This is a genomic window from Aeromonas sp. sif2416, from assembly GCF_019218665.1.
Taxonomy (GTDB): Bacteria; Pseudomonadota; Gammaproteobacteria; order Enterobacterales; family Aeromonadaceae; genus Aeromonas; species Aeromonas encheleia.
In genome coordinates this window covers 14294-30256 of sequence record NZ_JAHUXC010000004.1, presented here as the reverse complement: position 1 = coordinate 30256, position 15963 = coordinate 14294, and the positions used below count along the sequence as shown (strand labels likewise).

The following is a 15963-nucleotide window of genomic DNA, read 5'->3' as shown; positions in this document are numbered from 1 at the left end:
CGCCAGTCGCCCCGGGCGGCTGGCGCTTGTCCATTGTTGAAGCCCCGCGGTTTCTGGTCATGCCACAGCCTCTGTCACCTCAGACGGCGGATGCGGCATGACCTGATTGGATTCTGGATGTTGGAGGTTGTGTGCTGGCCGAGCTGGGCTATCTCTCACTGTTGTTGGCGACGGCGCTGTCTCTGGTGCAAGGCACCCTGCCCTGGCTGGGGCTGAGACTCGCCTCGCGCCCGCTGCTCGGCTGCGCCAAACCGCTGGCGCTGCTCAATGCCGCCCTGCTCGGGGCGGCGCTGGGGCTGCTCGCCATCGGTTTTGGTCAAAACGACTTCACCCTGGTGTATGTGGCCCAGCACGCCAACAGCGCCCTGCCCATGGGCTTCAAGCTCGCGGCCGTGTGGGGCGGCCACGAGGGCTCCATGCTGTTCTTCGTGTTTGCGCTGGCGCTTTGGGGCGCCTTGGTGGCGCTCTGCTCGGCGCGGGTTGATCCGCTGATCAGCGTGCGGGTGCTGGCCATCATGGGGCTCATCGTCGGGCTGTTCGGCCTCTACACCCTCGCCTTCTCCAGCCCGTTTGACCGGCAGTTCCCGGGGCCGCTGGAGGGCCGCGATCTCAATCCCATGCTGCAGGACATCGGCCTCATCATCCATCCGCCCCTGCTCTACCTCGGGTACGTGGGTTTCGCGGTCAACTTCGCCTTCGCCATGGCGGCGCTGCACTCGGGCCGGCTGGATGGCGCCGTCGCCCACTGGAGCCGCCCCTGGGCACTCGGCTCCTGGGTGTTTCTCACCGCCGGCATCGTGCTTGGCTCCTGGTGGGCCTATTACGAGCTCGGCTGGGGCGGCTGGTGGTTCTGGGATCCGGTGGAGAATGCCTCCCTGCTGCCCTGGCTGCTGGGAGCCGCCCTCTTGCACGCCCTCGTCGTCTGCGAGAAGCGCGGCGCCTACGGCCACGGTGTGCTGCTGCTCTCCATCTTCACCTTCTCCCTGAGCCTGCTCGGCACCTTCGTGGTGCGCTCCGGGGTGCTCACCTCGGTGCATGCCTTCGCGGTGGATCCCAACCGCGGCCTGACCCTGCTGTTGCTGCTCGGCCTGCTGCTCACCACGGCGCTCACCCTGTTTGCGCTGCGGGCCGATACCCGCGCCCCCTACGCCCGCTTCGGTTTCTGGTCAAAGGAGGGGCTGCTCGGCGCCGCCGTCCTGCTGCTCTGCGTGGCCTGTGCCAGCGTGCTGCTCGGCACCTTCTACCCCATGGTGTTCAAGTCGCTGCACCTGGGCTCGCTCTCGGTGGGCGCCCCCTATTTCAATGCCATCTTCGTGCCGCTGGCGCTGGTGCTGATGACGCTGATGACCCAGATCCCGCGCCTGCGCTGGCAGGGACTGAAGGCCAGCTCCCCCATCAAGACCTTGCTGCCACTGCTGCTGGGCATGCTGGGGGGCGGCCTGCTCAGCCTCGGTTATCGCGAGCAGGGAGCGCTCAGCTGGACTAGCCTCGCCGCCAATGTGGTCAGCCTCTGGCTGCTGGCGAGCCTGCTGCTCAACTTCCCTTTCAAGTCGGGCGCCCTGAGTGCCGTCCGGCTGGGGAGCCTGCTGGCCCACCTCGGGGTGGCGGTGTGCGCCCTCGGCATCAATCAGGTGAGCCACCACAGCCAGGAGGGGGGCACGGTGCTCAAGCCGGGCAGCCCTTACTCGCTCGGTGCCTATGAGTTTCGTTATGAGGGGAGCGAGCCGCTGCTCGGCCCCAACTACACCGCCGAGCGCATCACCCTCAGCGTGCACCGGGAGGGCAAGGAGGTGGCCCGGCTGCAGCCGGAGCGACGCCACTACAGCGTGCGCACCATGAACATGAACGAGCCCGGCATCGCCTGGGGCCTGTTTGGCGATCTCTACGTGGTGCTGGGGGAGAAGATGGGGCCGGACGCTTATGCCATGCGCCTGCACCACAAACCGCTGGTGCGCTGGATCTGGCTGGGGGGCCTGCTGATGATGACGGGCGGCGCCCTGCGTTTGCTGGGTCGCCGCCCGCTGCTGGCGGCCCAATGTCCCTCCGCCAGTCAGGCATGCAATATCTCGCCGGGCCAAACCCGCCAACCCGAGGAGGCACAATGAGCCGGCTACGCCTCTTTATCCCTCTGCTACTGACCCTGGGCCTCGGCACCCTGCTCTGGCTCGGGCTGGGCAACGATCCCTACGGCCAGGACGAGGCGACCCTGGGCCGCGGCCTGCCCGACTGGCAGAGCGCGGATCTGTTTGACGGTGATCCCATCCACACCCAGGCCCTCAAGGGGGAACCCTTCGTGCTCAACGTCTGGGCCAGCTGGTGCCCCAACTGCCGCGCCGAACACCCGCTGCTGGCCGAGCTGGCGGGCACAGTGCCGCTCTATGGCCTCAACTACAGAGACAAGGGGGACGCGGCCCGTGCCTGGCTGAAGGCGGCAGGCAACCCCTATAACGCCGTGCTGGCGGATCCGGACGGCAAGTTGGCGCTGGAGCTCGGCGTCTATGGCACCCCTGAGACCTATCTGTTCGATGCGGACGGCACCCTGCTCAGCCGTCACACCGGCGAGCTGACCTGGGAGATCTGGCAGCGCCAGTTTGTACCGCTGTTGGCTCAAGCCCAGGCCAAGGCCCGCACCTGGGCTCAACGCCGGACCAACCCAGCGGAGGCTACCCCATGAGACGCGGCGCCATCCCCCGCTTCCTCGGCGCCTGGCTGGGCCCCCTCTCTCTGACCGCCCTGCTCCTTGGCATCAGCCTGACGGCCCTGGCCAGCGGGGTCGATACCTATCAATTCCGCCACCCCGAATTGCAGAGCCGCGCCCAGGAGCTGGCCCGCGCCCTGCGCTGCCCCCAATGCCAGAACCAGAACCTGGTGGAGTCCAACTCCCCCATCGCCCGGGATCTGCGGCTCGAGGTCTACCGCTGGGTGGACGAGGGGCAGAGCGACGAGCAGGTGATCGCCCACATGACGGCCCGCTTCGGCGACTTCGTGCGCTACGATCCCCCCCTCAAGGCCGGCACGGCGCTGCTCTGGGCCGGCCCGCTGCTGCTGTTGCTGCTGGCACTGCTGCTCCTGCGCCGCAGCCTGCAGCGCAGGTACCAGGCGCGGGCCCCCTTGCTCGGCTACCAGCCGCAGGGGGCTCCCGCCCAGGATCCCAGGGCCGAGCTCAATCGGCTGATCATGGTGGAGCAGCAGGCCGGACTGGCCCCGCACTCGCGCCTCCATCGGGAGCTGGAGCAGGCACGGCTCGCCAATGCCACCCCAGCTGCCGAGCAAGCCTTGCGGGCCAGACTCGCAGACTCGGGCCCCCTCAGGCCCCTGCCCTGGCTGCTGCTGGGCATGGTGCTGCTGGCGCTGGTCATCGGTTTCTATGCCAGCACAGGCCGCTATCAGGTCTGGCAGGCCTATCAGTCGCGCCCCGATCCCCTGGCGGGGCTGAGCCCCCGGGATCTGCAGGACAAGGAGCTCGGCGCTCTGCATCGGCGGCTGCAAGACAACCCCCGGGATCTCGATGGCTGGGCCGAGCTCGGTCAGCTCTATCTCTATCGGGACGAATACGAGGACGCCTGGCTCGCCTATCAGCGGCTCGCCCTGTTGGAAGGGGGTGCCAGCGCCGCCACCCTGGCCGCCCAGGCCACGGTGCGCTACTACCAGGCGGGCCAGCGGCTCACCCCGGAGGCCAGCCGCCTGCTCGATGCCTCGCTCGCGCTCGACAGCGGCGAAGTGAGCGCCCTGATGTTGCAGGCCTCCGATCACTTCCTGCACGGCCGCTACGGCGACGCCATCGCCCTGTGGCAGCGGCTGCTCGATGGCGAGCGCCAACGCATCAACCGCGCCGCCCTGATCCAGGCCATCCAGACCGCCCGCATCATGGGGGGATAATCGAATTGGGAGATGCGGATGCAGAAGATGGCGCAAGCGCATCGATCAAATCCATAATGCACACCCTGATTGAGCAACCCCAAGGTGCCCACATGATCCCCATTCGCTGTCATGCCGTTGCCGGTGTGGCGCTATCTGAAATCGATGGCCAGACCAAGATGCTGCTGATGAACAGGGTCAAGGGCGGCTTCTGGTGCCATGTGGCGGGTACGGTCGAGGCGGGGGAAACCGGCTGGCAGACCATAGTGCGCGAATTTGGCGAGGAGACCGGCATCGCGGTCTCCGAGCTGTATAACGGCGAATATCTGGAGCAGTTTTACGAGGCGGCCTCGAATACTGTGATGGTGGTGCCGGTCTTCGTGGTCTATTGCCCACCCAACCAGCGGGTGCGGCTCAACGACGAGCACACCGAGTATCGCTGGTGCACCCTGACCGAGGCCAAGACGCTGGTAAGCTTTCCCGGCCAGAAGGCGCTCTACGACCACGTCTGGCACTACTTCGTGGCCAGCCGCCCCTCGGCGCTGATGAAGGTCAATATCGACCCATAGCCCCGAGCGCCAGCGGCCATGCCTGCCCTGTGCGGCATCTCTCGCTCCATCTCCTCGAGGCAAGGATATGCCTCCCGCCAGGGACTATGGGCGTGTCATCTTGCCACGGTTTTTTCAATCCCGAGTGACATTCAGGGACCTGGCTGGGGATGAGGCGACAAGGGGCGTAAAGTGGTAACGGATGGCCATAACAGGCATAAAGATAGTGCACCGCCATGGCGGTGAAAACCCGGGGTCATCAGACCCATCCATGGCCCTGTATTGCCGCATGGGATGGCGCCGTAGTCGCCAGGCGGCTTATTTCAAGACGCGCCACCCCATAAAAATGAAAAAAGGGAACTTTTGGCATTGTGAAGCGTCAGTTCCCGTCATATAACTTAGCCAAATATCCCTGTGAGTCGTAGTAGAGCCCAATCATGAACCTTCGCCCTTTTCTTCCTGTGCTGCTCGGTGCCTTCCTACTTCCCGTCAGCATGGAAAGCGCCCATGCCAATCCATTTTCTGCGACCTCCTCCTCCACCAACAGCCTGATCCAGACACGCAACAACCTCTCATTGAGTTCGGATGCGTTCGTGGTTGCCAACTCCCGCACCGGCGAGATCCTGGCCGAGCGCAACGCCGACCGGGTGATGCCGATCGCCTCCATCACCAAGCTGATGACGGCGCTGGTGGTGCTGGATGGCAATCAACGCCTCGCCGACCCCATCACCGTCACCATGGACGATGTGGACAGGATCAAGGGCACCGGCTCGCGCCTGGCCATCGGTTCGCGCCTGAGCCGTGCCGACATGCTGCACATCGCCCTGATGTCGTCGGAGAACCGCGCCGCCTCGGCCCTGGCGAGGCACTACCCGGGTGGCCGCCGCGCCTTTGTCGAGGCGATGAACGCCAAGGCTCGCATGCTCGGCATGTGGGACACCCACTTCGCCGACAGCACGGGGCTCAATCCGCGCAACGTCTCCAGCGCCCACGATCTCGCCAAGCTGGCGGCCACCGCCTCCAGCTACCCGCTGATCCGCCAGTACACCTCCACCGAACACAGGCTGGTGCGCAACGGCAAACGCCAGATGCAATACCACAACTCCAACCGGCTGGTGCGGGAGGGCAACTGGCCCATTCTGGTCTCCAAGACCGGCTATATCCGCGAGGCGGGCCGTTGCCTGGTGATGGGCACCACCGTCAGCAACGAACCCGTGATCATGGTGCTGCTGCACGCTGATACCACAGCCGAGCGGGTCGCCGATGCCAAGCGGATCAAGACCTGGCTGGAGACTTCTGGCCGCATGACCCTGACCGCCCAATCCACGCCGCAGACCAAGCTCTTCTCGGCGCCCTAAGCCCTCAGACTCCCCGCCAACACCGCAGGCCATACGCCCTGCGGTGTTTTGTTATCTGCTCGCCAGGCGGGCGCCCTCGGCCAGCGCCCGGCGGGGTCGCCTGCATTGGCCGATCTCGGCCTGCCTCTCCCCCGTTTTTCCGCAGCATCAAACATCAACGAAACATGAATGGCCATGATGAAGCACTGGCGTTGAATGTTAAGGTGGTGATAAATCACATTTTCAAGCCATCGGATTTGCCGATCCCGCTACCGATGATAACGTGATGGGCAACCGGCGATCTCGGCTCGCAGTCGGCGAGGTTGCAGCAGGATTCAACATGCACAAAGGATGATGTGATGAAGATTGTCGTATTGGGTGGCGGGGTGATTGGGGTGACCAGCGCCTGGTATCTGGCCAGGGCGGGTCATCAGGTGACCCTGCTGGAGCGACAAAGCGGTGTCGCGCTCGAAACCAGCCATGCCAATGCGGGCCAGATCTCCCCCGGCTACGCCTCCCCCTGGGCGGCGCCCGGCATCCCGCTCAAGGCGGCGAAATGGCTGCTGCAGAAGCATGCCCCCTTCACGGTCAGGCCCACCTCGGATCCCTTCCAGCTCAGCTGGATGCTGAAGATGTTCGCCAACTGCACCCCGGCGGCCTATGCCACCAACAAGGGGCGCATGGTGCGCCTCGCCGAGTACAGCCGTGACTGCATGAAGCAACTGCGCGATGAGCTGGCGCTGGACTATGAGGGGCGCCAGCTCGGCACCCTGCAGCTGTTTCGCAACGCGGCGCAACGGGAGGCCAGCAAGCGGGACATCGCCGTGCTGGAAGAGTACGGCGTCCCCTATCAGGCGCTCGATGCCGACGGCTGCGAAGGGGCCGAGCCGGCCCTGGCCCGGGTGCGCGGCAAGATAGTCGGCGGTCTGCGGCTGCCCGGCGATGAGACCGGCGACTGCTTCCGCTTCACCCAGGCACTGGCGGCCGAGGCGCAACGGCTGGGCGTGGAGTTTGTCTTCAACTGCGCCATCGATGAGGTCGAGCTGGCGGCGGGTCGCGCCGTGGCGGTGCGGGCCGGCGAGCGACGCTGGCAGGCCGATGCCATCGTCTGCGCCCTCGGCAGCTACGGCACCGGCTTGCTGCGCCCGCTCGGGATAGCGCTGCCCGTCTACCCGGTCAAGGGCTACTCCCTCACCCTGCCGATGATCGATGCCGAGGCGGCGCCGCGCAGCACTGTGCTGGACGAAACCTACAAGGTCGCCATCACCCGCTTCGATGAGCGGATCCGGGTCGGCGGCATGGCCGAGCTCAGCGGCTTCAACCTGGCGCTCAATCCCAAGCGTCACGACACCCTGGCCATGGTGGTCAGGGATCTCTTCCCGGGCGGTGGCGATCTCGCCCGGGCCGAATTCTGGACCGGGCTGCGCCCCATGACGCCGGACGGCACCCCGCTGGTGGGCCCCAGCCCTATCCCTGGGCTCTGGCTCAACACCGGCCACGGCACCCTGGGCTGGACCATGGCTGCGGGCTCGGGCCAGCTGCTGGCGGATCTCATCGGGGGCAAGGTGCCCGCCATCAGTGACGAGGGGCTGACCCTGGCACGCTATGGCTGAGCCCCTGGCGGCCCCCCACAGAGGCCATGACGCCTTATGCAAGAGGGAGTGCCTGGCACTCCCTCTTGTCATCCCGCCCATTCTGCTCCTTCAAGCTCCCCTCGCCGTCAGCCCGGGCAGCGACTGCCAGACCCGCTCGGGATCGGGCTCCTCGATGGCCGCCGCCACCAGCCGCTCACTCCAGCCGCGATGCAGCAGCCAGACCCGCTGCCCCAGCGCTCCCTGCTCCTTGGCGTACTGCTTCACCACGTCCGCCGTCCGGTAGAAGTAGCGCACCAGCACCTCCAGCTCGGGATCGGGCCAGCGGCAGCCGAAATGACGCAGCCGCTCGGACCAGAAGGCAATCTGGCCCCGCTCGTGCTCCTGCTCGACCTCGTGCAGAGCCGGGATCAGATCCATCGCCTGCCAGAGCGCGCCATAGCCGACGAAGCGGCTGTCCAGCGCGTCCAGCGCCTGATCCAGCAGCAGCAGGGTCTGCGGCCAGCTATGGGCCTGTTGCCGGATCTCCTCCTGCGCCTGACAGACCGCCGCCAGCCAGTCCATGGCGAGCCGGCAGATGATGGCCTCCTTGTTCGGGAACAGGTGATAGAGCGACTTGATGCCCACCCCGGCGCGGGCGGCGATGGCATTGGTGTTGAGGGCCGCAAACCCCTGCTCATGCAGCAGCGTCAGGGTGGCCTGCTCGATGCGGGTCACGACCTCCTGGCTACGTTGCTGCCTAGGTTGGCGCCGCATGCACAGCGCGCTCGGCAATGAATGATCCGGCATTGGCTTCCCTACTCCATGGCGACTGGTTGTCATAACTACATGATGAGACAAGGTAAACACAAGTCAAAAAAAGTGCAGTAATCACTGGCATTTTTCAGAATAGCTGCAATAAACATAAGTGCTCATATATGCAGTAAAAACTGCAATTAACTAAAGGAGAGCATGCAATGGATAGCAAACAGACCAGATTCAGGCTGAGTGTCGCCGCCATGTTGGTGGGCGGCCTGCTCGGCTGCCAGCAGGACAGCAGTGAGCCCCCGCAGGAAAATACGCTCTATCTCAACGGCAAGATCCACACCCAGGACGGGCAGCGCAGCCAGGCCGAGGCCATGGTGGTCAGCGAGGGCAAGTTCACTTACGTGGGCTCCCGCGAGGGGGCCGAGGCCCTCAAGACCAGCGCCACCAAGGTGGTGGATCTGAACGGCAAGATGGTGCTGCCTGGCCTGCACGACAACCACATCCACCTGCTCGGCACCGTAGCACTGGACATGTGCGATCTCGACGGCCAGAGCATCGATCTGGACCAGCTGGCCGCCAAGGTCAAGGAGTGCTTGCCCCGTTATGCGCCGAAACCCGGTGACTGGCTGGTGATCAATCAGTGGTCCCCCTACGATGGCAACACCCCGACCCCGAGCTATGCCACCCTGCTGGCGACCCTGGATGCCATGGCACCGGACAATCCGGTGATGCTGGCCGGGGTCGACGGCCACGCCGGCGCCTACAACTCCCGGGCGCTGGCGCTGGCGCAGGACAAGGATGGCAATGTCGTCGGCCTCAACACCACCACCCTGGCGCCGGGCGGCGTGTTCGCCGACTTCATCCCCTATGTGGACCTGACCAGCGGGGTGATCCGGGACGCGGCCCGCAGCGCCATTCCGGTGCCCGACAGCGGTGTGCTGAGCGCCAGCGGCGATCAGGCCGCCGCCCAATACGACAAGATCCTGCCCGCCATCTCCGAGCTGATGGCCTCGCGCGGCATCACCGGGGTGCAGGATGCCTGCTCCTCCGACTTCATCCGCCAGCGACTGCTCAACATGGAGGCGCAGGATCTGCTGCACATGCGCGTCACCGCCGCCACCTGCTTCCACGACGATGATTTCAGCGGCAAGCTCGATCTCGCAGGCCACCTGGCCAAGGCCAAAGAAGTCAGGGAGAGCTTCGCCGAGGATCCGCTGATCAAGGCCGACGCGGTCAAGATCTTCCTCGATGGCGTGATCGAAGGGGATCCCTTCACGGACCCCGTCTTCCTGCCCAATGCCGGCATGCTGGAGAACTACCACCGTCCCCATCTGGCCATGGATCCCGACAGTGCCGAGGTCACCATCACCGCCGACAGCGAGGACGCCGGCAGCAACGGCATCGTCAACTACAGGGATGCGGATCTGAAGCGCTACGTCGGCGCCCTCGACGAGGCGGGCTTCAGTATCCACATGCACAGCATCGGCGATCGCAGCACCCGGATGGCACTGGATGCACTCGAGGCGGCCCGCGCCAGCAACGGCGATCACGGCATTCCCCACACCCTGGCTCACTTGCAGGTGGTTCATCCCGACGATCAGAAGCGCCTTGGCGATCTCGGGCTCTATCTCACCTTCACCTACGCCTGGACCACGCCCCAGCTCGCCTACGACATGCTGGTCAGCCCCTTCATCCAGCCGACCAAGGTGGGACAAAGCTTGAGCGAGGCGATCTACGATCCCCTTGGCTATCTGCATGAGGCCCTCTATCCGGTCGAGAGCACCCGCAAGGCCGGCGCCGTGCTGGTGGCGGGCAGCGATGCGCCGGTGGACAGCCGGGATCCCCGCCCCTTCGAGAACATGGCCGCCGGCATCATGAAGGCGGCGGATGGCAAGGATGACTATCGTGCCAACCAGCGCATCTCCCTCTCCGAGATGCTGGCCGCCTACACCATCAACGGCGCCAAGGCGGTTCGCCAGGGGGACATCACCGGCTCCATCGAGGTGGGCAAGTCGGCGGACTTCATCGTGCTCGATCGGGATCTGTTCGCCCTGGTCAACGCCGGGACGCCGGATCAGATTGCAGAAACCCAAGTCGAGCGGACGGTGTTTCAGGGGGAGACGGTCTACGGCACCCAGTGACCCAAAACGAAACGGGCCCCGCGAGGGGCCCGTTGCTTATGTGCCTGAGGAGGCAGGTTCATCGACCAAGCCGGGCTGCAGGGCCAGGGTAAAGAGGGCGGCCACCATGTCCGACTGGGTCAGGATCCCCACCAAGCGTTCCCCGTCCATCACCGGCATGTGGTGCAGCCCGCCATCGGAGAAGGCCGCCACCAGATCGTAGAGCGGCTGATAGCGCCGGGCCATGCGCACCTCCCGGGTCATCAGATCCCCCACCCTATGTTGCTCGAAGCAGGCGGCCGCCCTCGGCAGCTGCCGCTCCCGGTCGATCATGAGATCGTGCAGGGTGAGGATGCCGACCAGCCGCTGCGCCTCATCGACCACCGGCAGCGCCTTGACCCTGTGCCGGGAAAGCAGCTCCCATGCCGCCATGGCCGACGCCTCCGGCGAGGTGACGATGAGATCCCGCGACATCACATCCTGACAGCGTACCGTGCCCACCCGCTCGCGCAGGGCGTGCAACTGCGCCTCCTGCAGCAGCTCCTGCAGATCCTGGCGGCTAATGTCGAGCAGCTCGCCGTGCTTCTCCAGGGCGAAGTCGATGTCCGTGGCCTGGGTCGCCAGCCGGGCGCTCGGCTCGGGATCCGCCGTCTGGTGGCGGTTGGGGGCCGCCTTGCCGCCGTTGGGGTAACGGCGCCCCAGCAGGCGGTTGTAGAGCAGGCCGAGGCTCAGCAGCAGGAGCGAATTGATCAGCACAGGCAACAGCACATAGCCCAGTCCGAGCTGGCGGATCCCCTCACCGCCGATGACGGCGGTCAGCGCCACGGCCCCGCCGGGGGGATGCAGGCTGCGGGTGAGGAACATGGCCGCGATGGCCAGCATCACCGCCAGCGCCGCGGCGAGCGCCGGATCCGGGATCAGGCTGGCACTCACCACCCCCATCAGCGCCGAGACCCCGTTGCCCACGACGATGGACCAGGGCTGGGCCAGCGGACTGGCCGGGGCGGCGAACAGCAACACGGCGGAGGCGCCCATGGGGGCGATCAGCCAGTGGGCATCTATCCCCAGCGCCCACTGACACAGCCAGCCGGTGCCGAGCAACCCGAGGAAGGCGCCCATGGCGCCGTAACCACACTCTTTGAGGCCGGTATTGGTCGATACCGGAAAAAAATCCCTGAACTGCATCCTGCTCCCGCCGACGATAACATCTATTTAAAATGCGCAATTTTAGCGAGAAGCCGTGGCAAAAGGCCAGCCCGTCGTGCGCGGCATTGCATGAAGGCTGCAAAGCCCGCCCTGCCCCACATGCTGGCCTCCTCGTCTCGGCCCCTCGCCTCTGCGCCTTCGGATCAAGAAAGAGGGAAGGCCTTGGCCTTCCCTCCCTCGTTTATCCCATCGGCTCTGGTGTTGGCGCCTATACGCCCCGGCGCCTCTCGACTCAGGCCAGCTCGGCGCGCAGCGCCCTGGTGGCATCGACCATGACTTTCAGCGCCGCCTCCGTCTCTTCCCAGCCACGGGTCTTGAGGCCACAGTCCGGGTTGACCCAGAGCCGGTCGGCCGGGATCTGTCTGGCCGCCTTGCGGATCAAGTCTTCGATCCAGCCCTGGCTCGGCACGTTCGGTGAGTGGATGTCGTAGACGCCCGGCCCGATCTCGTTGGGGTAGTTGAAGCGCTCGAACGCCTCGAGCAGCTGCATCTGGCTGCGGCTGGTCTCTATGGTGATCACGTCCGCATCCAGCGCCGCCACCGCCTCTATGATGAGGTTGAAGTCGCTGTAACACATGTGGGTGTGGATCTGGGTGCTGTCCACCACCGGGCTGGCGCTCAGGCGGAAGGCGCGTACCGCCCAGTCCAGGTAAGCCTGATGATCCTGCTTGCGCAGGGGCAGCCCCTCGCGGATCGCCGGCTCGTCGATCTGGATGATCTTGATGCCGGCGGCCTCCAGATCCGCCACCTCGTCGCGAATGGCCAGCCCAATCTGCAGGGCGGACTGCTCGCGGCTCACGTCTTCCCGCGGGAAGGACCAGCAGAGGATGGTCACGGGCCCGGTCAGCATGCCCTTGACCGGTTTGTCGGTCAGGCTCTGGGCGTACTGGGTCCATGCCAGCGTCATGGGGGTCGGGCGGTCGATGTCACGGGTGATCACCGGCGGCTTGACGCAGCGCGAGCCGTAGCTCTGCACCCAGCCGAAGCGGGTGATGGCAAAGCCGTCCAGCAGCTCGCCGAAATACTCCACCATGTCGTTGCGCTCGGCCTCGCCGTGCACCAGCACGTCCAGCCCGATGGCTTCCTGGCGCAGGATGGCATCCTTGATCTGGGCCTGGATGCCCGCCTCGTAGGCCTGGTCGTCGATGCGACCGGCCCGCCAATCCTGGCGCAGCACCCGGATCTCCGAGGTCTGCGGGAAGGAGCCTATGGTGGTGGTGGGCAGCAGCGGCAGCTTGAGATCCGCTCGCTGAGCCTCGGCCCGCAGCGGATAGGCGCTCAGGCGGTCGAAGTCGCTGTTGGTGAGGCTGGCCAGGCGCGACTGCACCGCCTTCTTGTGCACCCTGTTGTCGGACTCCCGATCGACGATGGGTTGGCTGTAAGCCGCAATCTTGTCGAGCTCACCACCATCCAGCTCTTTGCTGTCCAAATAAGCCGCCAGCAGGCCCAGCTCGTAGCACTTCTGCAGGGCGAAGGCGAACCAGCTGCGGGTCTGGGCGTCCAGCTCATGCTCCAGGGTCAAGTCCACCGGGCTGTGCAGCAGGGAGCAGGAAGAGGCGACCCAGAGCCGCTCGCCGAGCTTGGCTTTCAATGCTTTGAGCGTCGGCGCCAGCTTGCTCAAGTTGGCACGCCAGACGTTGCGGCCGTTGATCACCCCGGCGGAGAGGACCCACTGGGCCGGCAGATGAGGAACCAGCGTCTCCAGCTGCTCGGGGGCGGCCACCAGATCCAGGTGCAGACCGTCCACCTTCAGGCTGGTGATGATGTCGCGCTGATGGGCCACGGAGCCAAAGTAGGTGGTGAGCAGCAGCTTGCAGGGGCCGGCGAGGCGCTCATAGGCGTTGAGATAGGCCAGGCGCCACTCGTCCGGCAGATCCAGCGCCAGCGCCGGCTCGTCGATCTGCACCCACTCCACCCCCTGGGCGGCGAGTTTGGCCAAAATCTCCTGATAGACGATGAGCAGGCGGTCCAGCAGCTCGAGGCGGGAGAAGCCGCTCTCTTTCTCCTTGCCGAGCCACAGATAGGAGACGGGCCCCAGCAGCACGGCCTTGACCGGCAGCCCCAGCGCCTTGGCCTCGATCACCTCGTCAAACAGCTGGCTCCAGCCCAGCTTGAAGCGCTGATCCCGGCTGAACTCGGGCACCAGATAGTGATAGTTGGTGTTGAACCACTTGGTCATCTCGGCGGCGGCGGCGGTGGGGCCTGTGGGGGCGCGGCCACGGGCCACCCGGAACAGGGTATCGAGGTTGGTGTCGCCATGGCGATGACGCTCGGGGATGGCGTCCACCAGCAGGCTGGTGCCGAGCACCTGATCGTACCAGGCGAAATCCCCCACCGGCAGCAGGTTGACCCCGGCTTGCTGCTGTGCCTGCCAGTGGCGCTCACGCAGGCTCTTGCCGGTGGCGATCAGTTCCGCCTGGCTGGTTTCACCACGCCAGTAGGATTCGAGGGCAAATTTCAGCTCGCGCTTGGCGCCGACACGGGGGAAGCCCAGGGTGTGTGCTCGGGTCATAGGTCCAATTCCTTATGCTCATTCATCTGATGGGAAACTGGATGATTTAGCCATCCAGATGTTTACACATCTAGAATGGCGAGATAAGGTGGCCCTGGCTATTGAATCCTCTTCAACTGGCCCTCAAGAAATCCTCAACTGACGCTCAAGTCCATCTTCGCCCGATAGGGAAAGAAGCCGTCGACGGAGCTGAGAGAGGATCTGCAACCGCTGCAACAAGGAGTCATGCATGGCAGTGCCCGGTAATTCGACTATCGATATCAAACACTTGAAGACGATCACCGCACTGGCCGAGCAGGGATCCCTGGCGGGCGCGGCGCTCGTTCTCAACCTCACCCAGTCCGCTCTCTCCCACCAGCTGAAAGAGCTGGAGACCCGCCTCAACCTGGAGCTGTTCCTGCGCAAGAGCCGGCCGCTGGTGCTGACGGCGGCGGGCCAGCAACTGCTGGGCCTGGCCCGTCAGGTGCTGCCCGCCCTGGCCCAGACCGAGCGCCAGCTGCAGGCCCTGCACAGCGGCGATGCGGGCCGGCTGCACCTGGCGCTCGATTGCCACAGCTGCATCCAGTGGCTGCTGCCGCTCTTGCCCGATTTTCGCCGCCAGTGGCCCGGCGTGGCGCTGGAGGTAGAGTCGGTGCCCGGTTTCGATGCGATCAATGCCCTGCTCGGCGGCCAGCTCGACTTGCTGCTCACCTCGGACGTGCAGGCGCGCGGGGATCTGCACTTCGAGCCGCTGTTCGCCTTCGATCTCACCCTGGTGATGGCCCCCGATCACCCCCTCTGCCATCAGACGCAGATAGTGCCGACCGATCTGCGGCAGGAGGTGCTGTTGGTCTACCCGGTGGAGCGCAGCCGCATGGATGTGTTCAGCCGCTTCCTGCAGCCGGCCGGGGTGGAGCCCGCCCGCTGCAAGCCGGTGGACAACACCTCCGTCATGCTGCAGATGGCCGCCGCCGGGCTGGGGGTCGCCGCCCTGCCGCGCTGGGCCAGCGAGGAGTTCGTGCGTCAGGGGCTGCTGGAGGCCCGCCCGCTGGGCCAGGGGGTACGCCGCCACATGTATGGGGCCGTGCGCGCCGCCGACAAGGATCAGGCCTGCCTGCAGAGCCTGTTCGAGCGCATTCGCAGCAAGATGGGCGCCTGACTCAGGACATAAAGCAAAGGCCGCCCAAGGGCGGCCCTACCAACCGTTCAATCCTTTATTCCTGTGCGTGCGCCACCCCATCGCCACAGCGGGCCTGAGGATCCTGCTGCCTTGGGCAGTTGTCGCACAGGCTGCCGTCGCTGCGCTTGTGGTGCAGGCAGCAGCGCTGGCGCACATAGCCCGGCGCGGCGCTCGCCCCACCGGCCGGATCCGCCGCCAGGCGCCAACCCGCCAGATGCTCGGCCGGCAGACCGCAGGCGGCCAGCCAGAGCGGCGCATCGGCCGCGACCTGTTCGCGGCTCACCTCGTCGAAGAAATCCGGCACCCGCACCAGGGCCGCCAGCAGATCGTCCGCCAAGAGCGGACGCACGAAGCCGGGCCTCAGCCGCTGCCCGCTGGCCATCGCCTCGAACAGCGCCTGCCAATGACGGCGCAGCCGCCTGCCCGCCGCCTCGATCAGCACCTCCCGCTCTCCCTTGATCATGGGCACCAGTGGCAGACTGAAACCGGACACCAGCCCTGCGTTATAGCCCTGCCCCATCCGATCCAGGGCGGGCACGGCGCCGATCCGATAGACGGCGACCATGGCGAGATAGATGGACTGCCAGCAGAGCATGCCCCAGCTGCGGGTCAGCCAGTAGGCGGGGCCTGCCTCCGGGTGTGCCAGCCGCCAGTGATCGTGCAGCGCCAGCGTCACCGCGCCGGGGGCCATGTCGGCACCCGCCATCGCCAACAGCGGCATCTCCCCGGCCACCAGCCGCCCCTTGAGGGAGGGAATGAGCTGCACGGCGGCGGCGAACAGGGCATCGTGCTCCGCCTGGTGACGGGCCTGCCGATTGGCGGTCAGACCACCGAACCCCGGCGGCGTGCTGCCAGAGGAGCCGCCACGCGCCGGCATCCCGTGA

The 15963-nt window shown here is 65.9% G+C and carries 12 protein-coding genes; 8 read left to right on the top strand and 4 right to left on the bottom strand.

Annotated features, from left to right (window positions below):
* The first annotated feature begins 131 nt into the window (after positions 1 to 131).
* The 6 genes from nrfE (at position 132) to KW821_RS09390 (ending at position 7356) form a co-directional block, all read left to right on the top strand.
* Positions 132 to 2105 (top strand): heme lyase NrfEFG subunit NrfE, encoded by a 1974-nt coding sequence (gene nrfE / locus KW821_RS09415; protein ID WP_218291253.1) that lies wholly within the window; start codon positions 132 to 134, stop codon positions 2103 to 2105.
* Positions 2102 to 2674: a DsbE family thiol:disulfide interchange protein gene (locus KW821_RS09410; RefSeq protein ID WP_218291252.1), complete on the top strand. Its 573-nt coding sequence runs from the start codon at positions 2102 to 2104 to the stop codon at positions 2672 to 2674. Before nrfE ends, KW821_RS09410 begins: the two co-directional genes overlap by 4 nt.
* The gene (gene nrfF / locus KW821_RS09405) at positions 2671 to 3879 is read left to right on the top strand and encodes a heme lyase NrfEFG subunit NrfF (RefSeq protein WP_218291251.1); all 1209 of its coding nucleotides are present in this window, start codon (positions 2671 to 2673) and stop codon (positions 3877 to 3879) included. The genes KW821_RS09410 and nrfF overlap by 4 nt, the downstream gene beginning before the upstream one ends.
* A 92-nt stretch (positions 3880 to 3971) precedes the next feature.
* A complete protein-coding gene (locus KW821_RS09400; protein ID WP_218291250.1) occupies positions 3972 to 4427 on the top strand; it encodes an NUDIX pyrophosphatase in 456 nt (151 codons plus the stop codon).
* Between the two features lie 416 nt (positions 4428 to 4843).
* Positions 4844 to 5764 carry a D-alanyl-D-alanine endopeptidase gene (gene pbpG, locus KW821_RS09395; RefSeq protein WP_042652322.1) on the top strand — a complete coding sequence of 307 codons (921 nt, stop codon included), beginning with the start codon at positions 4844 to 4846 and terminating at the stop codon, positions 5762 to 5764.
* A 338-nt stretch (positions 5765 to 6102) separates the two neighbouring features.
* Positions 6103 to 7356: a D-amino acid dehydrogenase gene (locus tag KW821_RS09390; protein ID WP_218291249.1), complete on the top strand. Its 1254-nt coding sequence runs from the start codon at positions 6103 to 6105 to the stop codon at positions 7354 to 7356.
* A gap of 90 nt (positions 7357 to 7446) precedes the next feature.
* On the opposite strand, the gene KW821_RS09385 is transcribed toward KW821_RS09390, so the two are convergent.
* Complete coding sequence (locus tag KW821_RS09385; protein ID WP_218291248.1) at positions 7447 to 8124, bottom strand: TetR/AcrR family transcriptional regulator; 678 nt, start codon at positions 8122 to 8124, stop codon at positions 7447 to 7449.
* A 167-nt stretch (positions 8125 to 8291) separates the two neighbouring features.
* Here KW821_RS09385 and KW821_RS09380 point away from each other — a divergent pair, with 167 nt between their 5' ends.
* Complete coding sequence (locus KW821_RS09380) at positions 8292 to 10223, top strand: amidohydrolase (protein WP_218291247.1); 1932 nt, start codon at positions 8292 to 8294, stop codon at positions 10221 to 10223.
* Between the two features lie 36 nt (positions 10224 to 10259).
* On the opposite strand, the gene KW821_RS09375 is transcribed toward KW821_RS09380, so the two are convergent.
* Together KW821_RS09375 and metE are read right to left on the bottom strand one after the other, a co-directional pair.
* Entirely contained in the window at positions 10260 to 11387 is a 1128-nt protein-coding gene (locus KW821_RS09375) for an HPP family protein (protein ID WP_218291246.1), read from the bottom strand.
* Positions 11388 to 11640: 253 nt separating this feature from the next.
* On the bottom strand, positions 11641 to 13920 hold the full coding sequence (gene metE / locus KW821_RS09370) for a 5-methyltetrahydropteroyltriglutamate--homocysteine S-methyltransferase (RefSeq protein ID WP_218291245.1): 2280 nt from the start codon (positions 13918 to 13920) through the stop codon (positions 11641 to 11643).
* 229 nt (positions 13921 to 14149) lie between these two features.
* Here metE and KW821_RS09365 point away from each other — a divergent pair, with 229 nt between their 5' ends.
* A complete protein-coding gene (locus KW821_RS09365; protein WP_218291244.1) occupies positions 14150 to 15058 on the top strand; it encodes a LysR substrate-binding domain-containing protein in 909 nt (302 codons plus the stop codon).
* 55 nt (positions 15059 to 15113) lie between these two features.
* Here the strand turns inward: KW821_RS09365 and KW821_RS09360 are convergent, their stop codons facing one another.
* A complete protein-coding gene (locus tag KW821_RS09360) occupies positions 15114 to 15956 on the bottom strand; it encodes a siderophore ferric iron reductase (RefSeq protein WP_218291243.1) in 843 nt (280 codons plus the stop codon).
* Positions 15957 to 15963: the final 7 nt, after the last annotated feature.

Bases quoted from the DNA above. Each gene is read 5' to 3' on its own strand.
- KW821_RS09410 (WP_218291252.1), top strand. From the start codon at position 2,102: ATGAGCCGGCTACGCCTCTTTATCCCTCTGCTACTGACCCTGGGCCTC.
- KW821_RS09385 (WP_218291248.1), bottom strand. From the start codon at position 8,124: ATGCCGGATCATTCATTGCCGAGCGCGCTGTGCATGCGGCGCCAACCT.
- KW821_RS09380 (WP_218291247.1), top strand. From the start codon at position 8,292: ATGGATAGCAAACAGACCAGATTCAGGCTGAGTGTCGCCGCCATGTTG.
- nrfF (WP_218291251.1), top strand. From the start codon at position 2,671: ATGAGACGCGGCGCCATCCCCCGCTTCCTCGGCGCCTGGCTGGGCCCC.
- pbpG (WP_042652322.1), top strand. From the start codon at position 4,844: ATGAACCTTCGCCCTTTTCTTCCTGTGCTGCTCGGTGCCTTCCTACTT.
- metE (WP_218291245.1), bottom strand. From the start codon at position 13,920: ATGACCCGAGCACACACCCTGGGCTTCCCCCGTGTCGGCGCCAAGCGC.
- KW821_RS09375 (WP_218291246.1), bottom strand. From the start codon at position 11,387: ATGCAGTTCAGGGATTTTTTTCCGGTATCGACCAATACCGGCCTCAAA.
- KW821_RS09400 (WP_218291250.1), top strand. From the start codon at position 3,972: ATGATCCCCATTCGCTGTCATGCCGTTGCCGGTGTGGCGCTATCTGAA.
- KW821_RS09360 (WP_218291243.1), bottom strand. From the start codon at position 15,956: ATGCCGGCGCGTGGCGGCTCCTCTGGCAGCACGCCGCCGGGGTTCGGT.
- KW821_RS09390 (WP_218291249.1), top strand. From the start codon at position 6,103: ATGAAGATTGTCGTATTGGGTGGCGGGGTGATTGGGGTGACCAGCGCC.
- KW821_RS09365 (WP_218291244.1), top strand. From the start codon at position 14,150: ATGGCAGTGCCCGGTAATTCGACTATCGATATCAAACACTTGAAGACG.